Origin of the sequence: Streptomyces sp. NBC_00878, from assembly GCF_026341515.1 — a bacterium.
In the GTDB taxonomy this organism is placed as follows: Bacteria; Actinomycetota; Actinomycetes; order Streptomycetales; family Streptomycetaceae; genus Streptomyces.
The window spans coordinates 9,947,449-9,959,947 of record NZ_JAPEOK010000001.1; the positions used below are offsets into that span (position 1 = coordinate 9,947,449).

The following is a 12,499-nucleotide window of genomic DNA, read 5'->3' on the forward strand; positions in this document are numbered from 1 at the left end:
CCCCACGTCTGCGTCCATCCAGGACGGGGTCAGCTCACCCGGCGCCGGATCCGCCAAAGGCCGAACCTGGTGAGGATCGCGCTGAGTGCCAGATAGATCGCTGTCTCCAGCCATTGGAACGCCCAATAGCGGCTGCTGGGGTGGTAGTTGACATCGACATGGAGGTCCAGCTTGGCCAGACACACCGCCGCGTCGCCGAACGTGCCGCTCGCGCCGGTCCTGGGCGGGGTGTTGACGCAGTTGTTGAACGAGGCCCCGTCGAGGGCCCTGCCGTTCGAGGTGCGCAGCGGGCTCGTGTCGGCGATCCACGCGTCGGGCGCGCCCGGGATCTTCACCCCGCCGATGACGGAGCCACCGCCGATACTGCCCAGGTTCTGCGCCTCGTTGATGGCCTGGGCCGTCATCGGCAACGTGGCCTTGTCCGGCGGCACGAGGCTCGGCCGCACCACGTTGGGGAAGAAGAACTGGAAGGCCAGGAAGACGACGAGCGTCACGGCCATCGCGGGCAGGGTCCGGCGCAGCAGGAGCCCGACGACGGTGCCGAAGGTGAAGGCCAACGCGGCATAGCCGATCGGGGCGATGTTGCGCGCGCCGAACACGAAGGTGCTGAACTCGTTCTTGACGACCTCGTCGAACGGCTCGGCCGCCCAGGTGAGCAGGGCCGCGGACGCCCCCGTCAGGATCATGGCGGCCAGACCTACGAGCAGGATCTTGCTGAGGAGCCAACGCGGGCGGGTGACACTCTGGTTCCACACCAGCCGGTGCGTGCCGTTCTCCAGCTCCCGGGCGATCAGCGGCGCGCCCCAGAACGTGCCGATGACCGCCGGGATCAGACCGAGACCGGCCGCCAGGAACAACAGCGTGTTCTCGTACCCGCTGCGGAACTGGCTCCGAGCCTGTGCGCAGTCCGCCACGCCCTTGCAATTGGCCTGGTAGAGGTCGTAGCCGTCGCGGACGTCCACGCCGTAGTACACCAAGTACGCGGCGATGACGACCAGCGCGCCGGCGCCGACCAGCGCCTGGACGCGGAACTGCCGCCAGTTCAACCACATCATCGCGAGGCCCCCCAGGCTGCGGCCTCGGTCCCGGCGGCGGGCACAGCGGCCGCCCGGGTCATGTAGGCGAGAACGAGTTCTTCGAGCGAGACCGGCTCGACCGTGTACGGAAGCGACGCGAGCGGGGCGTCGGTACGGACGACCGCGCTGCTGTGCTTGCCGCTGTGCTCCGTCGAAATCACTTCGACCCCGGCGGCCAACCCGTCGAGCTCACCGCGGGGCGCGACCAGCCGGGCATGCCCGGCCAGCAGGTCCCGGGTGTCGCCGGCGACCTGCACCCGCGAGTCGCACAGCACGATGAGGTAGTCGCAGACCTGCTCGATGTCGCCGAGCAGATGCGAGGAGAGCACCGCGCTGGCGCCGAGTTCGCGCACGAACTCCATCAGGTTCTGCAGGAACCCCTTGCGGGCCAGTGGGTCCAGCGCCGCCGCCGGCTCGTCGAAGATCAGCAGCTCGGGCCGTTTGGCCGCCGCGATGGTCAGTGCCAACTGCGCGCGCTGGCCACCCGACAACTGCCCCGCCTTCTGGGCGAGGTTCAGCCCCACCTGGCTGATACGCCGCTCCGCCAGGACCGGGTCCCACGCCGGGTTCATCCTCGCGCCGAGCTTCATGTGCTCGGCCACGGTGAACGAGCTGTACACCGGCGTGTTCTGCGCGACGAACCCCACCCGGGCCAGATGCGCGGCGCTCGCCGCCGGACGCGCCCCCAGCACGGTCAGCGAGCCGGACGTCGGCTCGATGAGACCGCAGGCCAGGTGCAGCAGGGTCGACTTGCCCGCCCCGTTCGGGCCGACCAGGCCGATGACACGGCCGGAGGGGATGGTGATGTTCACGTCGCTCAGGGCCAACTTGCCGTGGCGGCCGTATTTCTTCGTCAAGCCCTCTGCGTGAAAGGCCGGAGGAGAGTCTGCATTTGGCATGCTCTCATCCTCGAAATACCCGTCCTTCCCAGCATCAGCTCAAAGCACGGTTCCCGTTGTCGGCGACCGTACTTTTGACCGGTTCGGCGCCGGGGTCGCGTTGCCGGGCGAACCGCGTGTACGGCCGGCCAGGGCGGCTACGCGGTGCTGTCCACGATGCGGTTCCCCCAGGCCCAGGCGGCGATCTGGACCCGGTTGCGCACCCCGAGCTTGGTCTGGATCCCGGACACATGGCTCTTGACCGTGCTGATGGAGATGAACAACTCGGAAGCGATCTCCTGGTTGGTGCGACCCTGGGCGATGGCCTGCACGACCTCGATCTCACGCCCGGACAGCGGTGACGACTGGTCGGCGCCGGAACGGGGCGCGGCCGCGGTGTTGTTGAGGTGCTTCAGCAGCCGGAGGGTGACCGAGGGCGAGACCAGGGCCTCGCCGTTGTGGGCGGCGCGGACCGCCTCGATGAGCAGGGCGGGCCCGGCGTCCTTGAGCACGAACCCCACCGCGCCGCCGCGCAGCGCCCCGTACACGTACTCGTCGAGATCGAACGTGGTGACCACGACGACCCGCATCGGATCGGCCACCCCCGGGCCGGCCAGCGCGCGGGTGACCTCGATGCCGTCGAGCTTGGGCATCCTGATGTCCACCAGGCACACGTCCGGCCGCAGCCGCCTGGCCATCTCGATGGCATCGGCGCCGTCCTCGGCCTCCCCCGTGACGGTGATGTCGGGCTGGTCCTCCAGGATCAGCCGCAGGCCGCGGCGGATCATCGCCTGGTCGTCGGCGAGCAGAACCTTGATGGTCATCCGGGCTCCCCGCTGGGGACGGGCAGGGCTGCCCGCACGGACCAGCCGACGCCGGGCCGGGGGCCGGCGGACAGCGACCCGCCGAGCGTCTCGACGCGTTCGCGCATACCGATCAAACCGTACCCGCCGCAGTGGTGGGGGCGGGGCGCGTTGGGCGGGGCATCGTCGACGATGTCGACGGTGACGCCCTCCGGGGTCCGGTCGACGGTCACCTCGATCGACCGTGCCTGCTGGGCGTGGAGCAGGATGTTCGTCAGCGCCTCCTGGACGATGCGGTACACGGTGCTGGCCACCTCCGGCGGCCACTCCGAGTCGTCGTCCGGCATGCTCAGGCTCACCTTCGGGCCCTGTCGGCTGAAACGCTCGACCAGTGCGCCGATCCCTTCCGGCCGGGGCGAGGCGGGGGCCGCGTCGTCGGTGTCGCGCAGCAGGCCGACGACCCGGCGCATCGCGGTCATGGCCTCGGAGCCGGCTGCCTCGATCTCGCTCAGCGATTCCGACACCTTCGCCGGATCCCGCCGCGCGACGATCTGGGCGGCCTGCGCCTGGACCAGCATCCCGGTGATGTGGTGGGCCACGATGTCGTGCAGTTCCCGCGCGAGTTCCAGCCGTTCCACCCGGCGCACCCGCTCGGCGGTGGCCCGTGCGCGGTTGTCGTTCCTCCGGAGCGACAGCCCTACCGCGACGGCGGTCAGCCAGCCCGCCGCGGTCAGGGCGGTCACGGCCGACGTCGGCCGGCCGGCGAACTGGCCGACGATGACCAGCAGTCCGCCGCCCGCGACGGCACCTGCCCGTACGGCGGGCAGTGCCCTGACCGCGGATCCGATGAGTACGGCCAGACCCAGGGCCATGGCGGGCCCGGGTTCGGCGGGCAGGCGGATGCCGGGCAGCAGGCCGAGCAGGACCGCCAGGGCCGCAACGGCCAGGCCCGCGACCGCCGTCCAGGTCCGCTCCCGATGGCGCGTCAGCGCGAGCCCGCACACGACCACGGCGGCGGCGCACCCCGGGATCCAGTACGTGCTGCCCCAGCTCTGTGCGATGGCGATGGCCTGGACGGCGATCGCCGCGAGAAACACGGCGCCGAGCCCGGCGGCGGAGACGACCTTGATCCATCGGTCCGGAATGGCCACGTTGATCAGATTACCGAGTCTCTGCCCGCGGTCCGCGCCGTTCGGCGGGGCCGCGGGCTCGGCGGCGTGCACGGCGTCCACCAGATTTCCGTTCACGCTATGACCGCGGCGGGTTGGCCCAGGAGCCTTGCGGATCCGGGGTGTTGGCGTTCCGCCTGCCTCCGAGACTGCGCCGTGTCGCCCCCATCACGAGGGCGGCGACCGTCGCCATCGTGGCCAGGTTCGTCACACCGGTCCAGCCACTGGTCCAGGTGAGCACGGTCACCACGACCGCGCCCGCCGCGATCCCGGCGGCCGGTCCCAACGGCAGCGTCCTGATCGCGGATCCGACGAGCACCGCCAGGGCCAGCGCCGTGACGGGCGCGGGTTCCTGCGGCAGGTCGTCCCCGGCGATCAGGGTCACCGTGACGGCGAGGGCCGTCGCGGCCAGACCCGCGCCCGCGGTCAGCAGCGGCTGCCGCGAGCGCATCAGCGCGAGGCCGCTCACGACGACCGAGACGGCGGAGCCGAACACCCAGGAAGCGCCGCCCCAACTGTCCATGAGCATGAACGCCGTGAAGACGATGCCCAGGGCGGACACGATGCCGAGCCCGATGTTGAGCATCATTCCGACCGGCTGTGCCGACCGATCCCCTGAATCCATGGAGCTCAGGCTAGGAAGCCGAGGCCCACCGCGTACCGGTCGAAAGTACGGAAGAGCGTCGACGGACTCGTGCTTTGGGCCAGTCCTCTCACACCGAGCCCGAGCCCGAGCCGGAGCCCGAGCCGGAGCCGGAGCCGGAGGGCTGGACTCCCGCAGGGCCTCACGCCGAAGTCGCGTAGACGATGAGGTTGTTCACCGGGTGGCCCTCGGCGTCGAAGCCGCCGTCGCAGGTGACCAGGCGTAGGGCGCGGTCCTTGGTCGGGCCGTAGACCTTCTCGGTGGGGAAGGAGTTCTTGCTGACGGTCTCGGTGGCTGTGACAGTGAAGTGTGCCGATTCTCCCCGGTCGTTGGTGACGGTGATGTCCGCACCCTTGGTGATCTTCTTGAGGTCGTGGAAGACTGCCTTGCCGAAGCGGGTGTCGTTGTGGCCGATGATGACCGCGGCACCGACCTCACCGGGTACGGCACCGTCGACGCAGATTCATCACGTGTACGTCGACGGTCCGGCCGCTGATGTACTTGTCGAAGCCGTGCAGCTCCTCCAGGAGCCGCTGCCTGCTGAAGACCCGGTCGGGCTCCGCCGCCATGGCGGCGAGGACACGGAACTCGCCGGGCGTGCACTCGACCGGCGTCCCCCCGACCGACACCTCGTGCCGGGCCCGATCGACCCTGAGCGTGCCCACCGACAGCACCTCGTCCTCGGGGGCGACCGGCGCGGGGCCGGGAGCGGTGGGGACGGCGGGGGCGGGGACGGCGGGACCCCGGTTGCGGCGCAGGAGCGTACGCACCCGGGCCACCAGCTCACGCGGGCTGAACGGCTTGGTCACGTAGTCGTCGGCACCGAGATCCAGGCCCAGCAGCAGATCGTCCTCGGTACTGCGGGCCGTCAGCATCAGCACCAGAACTTCGCGGCGCTCGGCGCGCAGAATCCGTACCACGTCGAGACCGTCGGCCCGGGGCATCATCACATCGAGAACGAGCAGGTCGGGTTCCCGGTGCCGCACCTCCTCAAGAGCCGCACGGCCGTCCTCGACAACCGTGACCGTGTGGCCCTCGTGCTCCAGATAACGGCGCACCAGTTCGGCCTGCTTCGCGTCGTCTTCAGCGACCATGATGTTTGCGCACACGCCGCAGATCGTAGCGAGGGCGGAGCCCGGGACGGCGGTAAGTGGCCTTTACGCGAAGGGAGTTCGGGTTTCCTCGCCGCCGCTTCCCGTACGCCGACGGGGCTATGCGGGTGGGACGGCCAGGTCCGGCAGGGTACGCCTTCGACGCGATGCCCGCCCCCATCGATCACGCCGGTCCCCTCGCCGAGGAGCGCGGCCCGGCGGGGGAGCGACCCGCCGACGGTCCGCAGGCCCGCAGGCACGGTGGCGGGGTGTCGTTTCCCCGTCCCCAGGGACCACTGGACGGTGTTGGCGCGCACATGCGGAGAAACCGCGGGATGCTGAGGGGAGCGCTGCGCATGACCTGACGAACATCGGCGGTGAGCGCCATGGCTGGGCTGGAGGAGAACGGTCCGGAACCGACCACGTCGGGCGCCGATCCCCGGGGTGACCCGTTCCTGCACACGCGGTTCGCCATACCGACACGTCCCGTGACGTTCCTGAGACGGGAGCGGCTGGTCAAGCACCTCGACCAGGCTCCGCGGACGCCGTTGACCATGGTCAGCGGGGCCGCGGGCGCGGGCAAGACCCTGCTCGTCGCCGACTGGGCCGCGCGAGAGGACCGGTCCGTCGCCTGGCTCACCAACGAGGCCACCGACCAGGGGTGCGGAATGTTCTGGGCGTACCTCCTGCAGGCCCTGCGCGCCTCCGGTGTGCCGCTGCCGGACGAGGTCGGTTTCCCCGCGGACACGAACCGCGTGGACCAGACACTGCTGACGCGACTCGCCGCGGGACTGAGCGACCGGGACCGGCCCGTGATCGTGGTGCTCGACGAGTACGACCGGGTGACCGCGCCGGAGATCGCGGAGCAGCTGGAGTTCGTCCTGCACCACGCGGGCCGGGGCCTGCGCCTGATCCTCGTCACCCGCACCGAGCCTCTCCTGCCGCTGCACCGCTACCGGGCGGTCGGCGACATGACCGAGATCAGGGCAGCCGAACTGGCCTTCACCCCCGAAGAGGCGGCAGAGCTCCTGGAACTGCACGGGCTGCGCGTTCCGGTACCCGCCGCCCGGGCCCTCGTGGAGCGCACCCGGGGATGGGCCGCCGGTCTGCGGCTGTGTGCCCTGGCCGCGCAGCAGAGCCCGGATCCGGAGACGTATCTGAAGGAGTTCGAGGTCGATCGCACCACCGTGGCCGACTTCCTGCTGGCGGAGGTGCTCAAGCGGCAGAGCCCCGAGGCGCAGGACCTCCTGCTGCGGGTCAGCGTCCTCGAACGCTTCGGACCCGAGCTGGCGAACGCGCTCACCGAGCGCACCGATGCCGACTCCATCCTGGCCGGACTGCATCGCGAGAACGCGTTCGTGGAGTACCTCGGGCACGCCTCGTACCGACTCCACCCGCTGTTCGGGGAGATCCTCCACGCCCATCTGAGGGTGCGCTCTCCCGGTCTGGAGCCCGAACTCCATCGGCGGGCCGCCCAGTGGCTGCGGCGCTCCGGATCCCTCGCGGAAACGCTCGGTCACGGTGCCGCCGCGGGCGACTGGGAATTCACCGCGGGCGCCCTCGTCGACGATCTCGCCATCGGCCAGCTCTTCACCGGTCTCCGCTCGGACGATCTGGCCGAGCTGTTCTCCCGGATGAGCCCCGAGGCCGCGAGCCCTGCCACGGACCTCGTCCGGGCGGCCCGTGACCTGGCGCGGAGCGACCTCGACCACGGCCTGGCCCATCTGCGGCACGCCGAGCGGAGCCTGGCGGGGAATCCGGCGGGGAAGCGGAGACCGGCCGGGGACGGCCCACACGGGCTCGCGGCGGCCCGGCTGAGCTGTGCCCTGCTGGAATCACTGGCGGCCCGGCTGACCGGTTCGCCCGGAAGGGCCGAGTCGGCGGCGGAGGCGGCCGGGAAACTCCAGGAGGAGGTGCCCGCCCACCTCCTGGACGCACATCCCGAACTCACCGCCCTTTTGCTGACCCATCTCGGCTCGACGCGGCTGTGGGCCGGACGCTTCGAGGACGCGCGCACCGCCCTGAAGACGGCGGCAGGCTGCTCCGGGGGAGCCTCGACGGCGCTGCCTCGCGAGGAGTCCCTCGGCCAGCTGGCGCTGATCGACTACCTGAACGGCTGGCTGGGCCGGGCCGAGCGCAAGGCCCTGGCGGCGCTGACCGAGACCGAGCGGTTCAGCCTGCCGGAGGAGTCCGGCTCCGGTATCGAGCTGCTGGTCCTGGCCGCCGTGGCCGTCGACCGCAACGAACTGGACCGGGCCCAGGCCCTCCTCGACGCGGCGGCCGACGCGCATCACGCCATGCGGGACCCGGTGACACGGGCGGCGCGGGCCGTCGCCACCGCGCGGCTGCACCTGGCCCGCGGCAACACGCAGGCCGCACTCGAAGCGGCGGCACCGGCCGTCGCCGCCGACGTGGCCTCCCCCTGGTCGGAGGCCCACAACGCGCTGGTCACCTCCGCCGTGCACCTGGCGGAGGGCCGACCGGAGACGGCCGCCGAACTGCTGAGAGAGGTGCCCGGCGAACAGGTGGCATGTGTCGTGGGAGCCGCACGGGCCGAGCTCGCCGCGGGCAGGCCCGTCGCGGCGCTCGACCTGCTCGACGGAGTGCGCCCCGAGGGCCGTACCGGTCCGGCGGCGACCGTCCGGGCCTCGTTGCTGCGGGCCCAGGTCGCGGACGGGGCGGGCGACTTCGCCACCTCACGCCGGCTCGTCGCCCAGGCTCTCCGCGAGGCACGCCGCGAACAGCTGCGCCGCCCCTTCCTCGAAGCCGGACCGTGGATCCGGCCGCTGCTCGGCACAGCGCCGCTGCACGGGCTGGCCGCGGGCTGGCTCGCCCCCGGACCGCCGCCGTGCGACGCGCGGCCCGGCCCCGAGGCCCGCACGCAGGCACCGGTCGTCGAGGAGCTGAGCGCACGCGAACACGACGTACTGGAACGGCTCGCCCAGATGATGTCGACGGAGGAGATCGCCGCCGACCTGTATGTGTCGGTGAACACCGTCAAGACCCACCTCAAGAGCGTCTACCGCAAGTTGGCGGTGAACCGGCGCCACGACGCGGTCCACCGCGCACGCGAGCTGCGGCTGCTGTGACCGCATGACTGGGTGACTGCGTAGCTGTGACCGCATGGCTGTGACCACTGGCTGTGTCCGGGCAGGAGTCCTTGTGGCCTGTCCGTCCGGCGGCTCGCCCGTGCCGGGTGAGGCGCCGGGTGAGTTCTTCCGGTGCGATGGGGGCGGCGGCACGGCATCTGCCGGCCGCCGCCCGGTGGACTCCGCCGGGTCCCGGCCGACTCGGTGAGGTGGACACCGTGGGGCACTGGCGAGCGCTGATGGTCCTGGGTACCGCCCAGTTCCTGATGGTCCTGGACACCGCCGTCATGAACGTGTCCATCAACCAGCTGGTGGAGGACTTCGACACCGAGGTCACCGCGATCCAGGCCGTCATCACGTTGTACGCGCTGGTCATGGCCGCGTTCATGATCGTCGGCGGTCGGCTGGGGGACATCTTCGGACGTCGGCGTCTGTTCCTGTTCGGGCTCGCCGTGTACGCCACCGGGTCGGCGCTGACCGCCGTGGCTCCCACGCTGTGGGTCCTCGCGCTGGGCTGGTCCGTCATCGAGGGACCAGGGGGCTTCTGATGGATCTCCGCGGCGTCGCGACGCCCGGCACGTCCTCTCGCCGCACCGGGCACAGACCCAAGTACGTCCAGTACGCGGGTCTGTGCCCGGCACACCGAGAGAACGCACCGAACGCCGCTCCTTCCCCACGGAGATCCATCAGAAGCCCCCTAGGCGCCGCGCTGGTGCTGCCTGCCATGGCCGCCCTCGTGGCCGAGTCCTACCGCGGGCGGGACAGAGCCGTCGCCTACGGCGTCATCGGCGGCCTCGCCGGAGCCGGCATCGCGGTCTGCCCGCTGCTGGGCGGCTGGGTGACGACGTACCTCACCTGGCGGCTGGTGTTCGCCGGTGAGGTCGTGGTCGTCCTGATCGTCCTCTGCTTCCACCGGGTGATCACGGAATCGCCTCGCACCGGACCGCGCCCCCACCTGGACGGGGTCGGCGCCGCACTCTCGGCGACCGGGCTGGGCCTCGGCGTCCTCGGGGTACTGCAGAGCGGCACCTGGGGATGGGTGCGGCCCCGCAACCCGCCCTTCACCGTCTTCGGCTTCGCACCGACCCTGTTCGTCGTCGCCGCCGGGGTGGCCGTACTCGCCGCCTTCCAGCACTGGGAGAAACGGCGCTTCGACGCCTTCGAGACAGGTCTGAGACTGCTCCCCGTGTCCGTCACCATGCTCGCGGCCTCCATGGTCGCCGCACGGCTCGGACGGGCGGCCGGACCGCGCCGGGTGGTCCGGCTGGTCCTGGCGACCCTGGTCGGCGCCGTCGTGTGGCTGCTGGCCACCATCGACCCGGTCATCGACGACGCGCAGTTCGCCGGAGCCATGGCTCTGCTCGGTGTGGGCATGGGCCTGCTCGCTTCCCAGCTGGGCAACGTCGTCCAGTCCACCGTGGGCGAGGAGGAACGCAGCCAGGCGGGTGGACTGCAGTTCACGGCCCAGAACCTGGGCTCCGCGCTGGGTACCGCGCTCATCGGATCCAAACTCATCGGCGCCCTGGCCCATGCCTTCACCGCGCAGGTGGAGGAGAACCCGCAGCTGTCGGAGGAGGCCCGTCAGCAGACCGGTGTCGCCCTCGAAGCCGGGATCAGCTTCGTGCCCACCGACGAGGTGCGCTCGGCCGCCGAACGCGCCGGGCTGCCCCCGTCCGAGGTCGACGCCGTGGTTGACTCGTACGCGTCGGCGCAGCTCAACGGTCTGAAGGCGGCGATCCTCGCCACCGGCGGCATCACGCTCGCCAGTTTCCTGGTCACGCCGCACCTGCCGACCCGGGGGTCCGCCCGTCCGAAGCAGGCCGGCTCCGGCGTGCCCGCCGACACGACCGGCTCGGCTGATACGGCCGGTTCGGCCGGTTCGGCCGGCTGACCGACTGCGAGGGAGGCCGCCGTGTCCGAGACCGAGCACAGCACAGCCCGAGCGCGCAGCGCCGAGCGCCGGGTCCGTGCCGACTACACCGGTGGCGTCTACGGCTCCATGCTCGCCGCCTCGGTGATCGTCGGCGCCGGCTCCCTGGGCGACTTCCCACGGCTGGAAATGGTGCTGCTGCTGTTGCTCACCGGCGTGGTGTTCTGGATCGCGCACGTGCACGCCGAACTGTTCGGGGCGCGCCTGGCCGAACAGAGCCTGGACCGTGGGGTCGTCCTCCGCGTGTGCCGCGACGAGTGGCCGATCGTCGACGCCGCTGTCCCACCGGCCGTCGCCCTGGCCGTCAGCCCTCTCCTTGGCCTCGACCTGTCGGGCTCCCTGTGGCTGGCACTCGCGGTGGCCGTGGCGGGCCAGGTGGGCTGGTCGGCGGTCGCGGCGCGACGGGCCGGAGCGGCATGGAGCCTGGTGGTCGCCGCCGCCTCGGTGAACCTGCTGCTCGGTCTGCTGATCATCGCGTGCAAGATCTTCCTGACGCACTGAGGCGGGAGTCGCCCCCTGACCGGCCGGAGCCGTCACCCCAGGGAGCATCGACGCAGGTCGAGCGTGTGCCGTGCGGCGTTTCACCTGTGCGGGGTGAGGCCGGGCGGTGCGCCGTGGCGGAGGATTGCAGTGAAGGACCGCAACCCGTCTGCCCCAGGCCACCCGCGGGAGCAGCTCATGCGCTACGAGATCCGCGTCGACGGACACATGTCGAAGACGCTGACCAGCGCCTTCCCGGAGCTGGAGCACGTGGTGATGTCCGGCCAGACGGTCCTGTACGGCTCGGTCATCGACGAGGCGCACCTGTACGGCCTGCTGGCCCGCTGCCGGTCGCTCGGCCTACGGGTCCTGGAGATGCGCCAACTGCCGGAGTGAGCCAAGTGGCCGATTGACGCTCGATCACCTTGATGGGGTCGGGCCGCTCCTTCTCCGCCTCGAACCAGCCGTGGCACGAACGCGAGGCGCGCGTACGCGCGTGCCTTCCGTACGTGGCCCGCTCGCCCGGTGACAGGGACGCTGTGAATGCGCGCTTGGTACGGCCATGACTCGCATTCCTGTGCGCTGTCCTCGTGCCGAGGAGTCCTAGTCCGGCGGTGGCTCCCGGCCCTGCCGTCGCAGACCCGCCCGGACCGCACCAGCGAGCACCCGGGCGGCGGCCCCCACGAGCATCAGTCCGCCGATCATCTGGATCATCGTCACCACGCGTCCCGTCTGGGACTGGGCCACGATGTCTCCGAACCCGACGGTGGCGAACGTGGTCAGAGTGAAGTACAGCGCGTCCGTCCTGGTCAGCGGCTCGCTGAAGGAGCCCGGGGAGGAGTGCTCCAGCACGTAGTAGACGCCGGCGAACAGCACCAGATACGACGCCAGCGTGGCCGCCAGAGCCTCGACGGCCTTCAGCCGGGGCCAGGGCGAGCGCATGATGGCCCGCACCTCCCACAGGAAGACCAGGGTGACCGCCAGCAGGCCGATCACGAGCAGTGCCGTGGTACGGCCCGTACCGCGCCTGTCCAGGGGCAGCAGGTAGTACGCGGTGACGAGGCCCGCCGCGAGGAACACGATTCGCGCGACGGCCACGACCGTCTCCCACCGCTTCGGACCTGGTCGTCTCCGGTCCGCCGCCTGCTCGGGCCGGGTGGACTCCGTCCGGGCGGCCACGTGATCCTTCGGGGCAGCCGCTTGATCATCCATCTCGCGTCTCTTCGTCTGTTCCGTCCGTTCTTCTGTCCGTTCTTCTGTGCTGTCGGTTCTTCTGTTTCGTCGGTCGCGCCGCATGTCGGCGCGTGTCCTCCGTGTTCACCTCATCGCTGCGGCGGTGC

General features: G+C 71.1%; 10 protein-coding genes and 3 pseudogenes. 5 read left to right on the forward strand and 8 right to left on the reverse strand.

Annotated elements, in window-relative coordinates; genetic code table 11:
• Positions 1-29: 29 nt before the first annotated feature.
• The 7 genes and pseudogenes from OHA11_RS43365 to OHA11_RS43395 form a co-directional block, all read right to left on the reverse strand.
• Positions 30-1,055 (reverse strand): ABC transporter permease subunit, encoded by a 1,026-nt coding sequence (locus OHA11_RS43365; protein WP_266506420.1) that lies wholly within the window; start codon positions 1,053-1,055, stop codon positions 30-32.
• The gene (locus tag OHA11_RS43370) at positions 1,052-1,933 is read right to left on the reverse strand and encodes an ABC transporter ATP-binding protein (protein WP_266506422.1); all 882 of its coding nucleotides are present in this window, start codon (positions 1,931-1,933) and stop codon (positions 1,052-1,054) included. Before OHA11_RS43370 ends, OHA11_RS43365 begins: the two co-directional genes overlap by 4 nt.
• Positions 1,934-2,112: 179 nt before the next feature.
• Positions 2,113-2,778, reverse strand: a complete 666-nt coding sequence (locus OHA11_RS43375) for a response regulator transcription factor (protein WP_266506424.1) — start codon at positions 2,776-2,778, stop codon at positions 2,113-2,115.
• On the reverse strand, positions 2,775-4,004 hold the full coding sequence (locus tag OHA11_RS43380; RefSeq protein ID WP_266506426.1) for a sensor histidine kinase: 1,230 nt from the start codon (positions 4,002-4,004) through the stop codon (positions 2,775-2,777). Before OHA11_RS43380 ends, OHA11_RS43375 begins: the two co-directional genes overlap by 4 nt.
• Before the next feature lies 1 nt (position 4,005).
• Positions 4,006-4,551, reverse strand: a complete 546-nt coding sequence (locus tag OHA11_RS43385; RefSeq protein ID WP_266506428.1) for a metal transporter — start codon at positions 4,549-4,551, stop codon at positions 4,006-4,008.
• A gap of 160 nt (positions 4,552-4,711) precedes the next feature.
• A pseudogene (locus tag OHA11_RS43390) lies at positions 4,712-5,020 on the reverse strand (sortase); the annotation flags it as partial.
• Positions 5,004-5,663 (reverse strand): response regulator transcription factor, encoded by a 660-nt coding sequence (locus OHA11_RS43395; protein WP_266507844.1) that lies wholly within the window; start codon positions 5,661-5,663, stop codon positions 5,004-5,006. The gene OHA11_RS43395 and the pseudogene OHA11_RS43390, both read right to left, overlap by 17 nt.
• Positions 5,664-6,046: 383 nt before the next feature.
• Between OHA11_RS43395 and OHA11_RS43400 the strand changes: the two genes are divergently transcribed.
• The 5 genes and pseudogenes from OHA11_RS43400 (at position 6,047) to OHA11_RS43420 (ending at position 11,555) form a co-directional block, all read left to right on the forward strand.
• Positions 6,047-8,749, forward strand: a complete 2,703-nt coding sequence (locus OHA11_RS43400; protein WP_266506430.1) for a LuxR C-terminal-related transcriptional regulator — start codon at positions 6,047-6,049, stop codon at positions 8,747-8,749.
• Between the two features lie 218 nt (positions 8,750-8,967).
• Positions 8,968-9,282, forward strand: a pseudogene (locus OHA11_RS43405) (MFS transporter); the annotation flags it as partial.
• A gap of 164 nt (positions 9,283-9,446) precedes the next feature.
• Positions 9,447-10,640 (forward strand): annotated as a pseudogene (locus OHA11_RS43410) (MFS transporter); the annotation flags it as partial.
• A 21-nt stretch (positions 10,641-10,661) separates the two neighbouring features.
• Positions 10,662-11,180 (forward strand): hypothetical protein, encoded by a 519-nt coding sequence (locus OHA11_RS43415; protein ID WP_266506432.1) that lies wholly within the window; start codon positions 10,662-10,664, stop codon positions 11,178-11,180.
• Between the two features lie 177 nt (positions 11,181-11,357).
• Entirely contained in the window at positions 11,358-11,555 is a 198-nt protein-coding gene (locus tag OHA11_RS43420) for a hypothetical protein (RefSeq protein WP_266506434.1), read from the forward strand.
• Between the two features lie 207 nt (positions 11,556-11,762).
• On the opposite strand, the gene OHA11_RS43425 is transcribed toward OHA11_RS43420, so the two are convergent.
• Positions 11,763-12,371: a potassium channel family protein gene (locus tag OHA11_RS43425; protein WP_266506436.1), complete on the reverse strand. Its 609-nt coding sequence runs from the start codon at positions 12,369-12,371 to the stop codon at positions 11,763-11,765.
• Positions 12,372-12,499 lie beyond the last annotated feature (128 nt).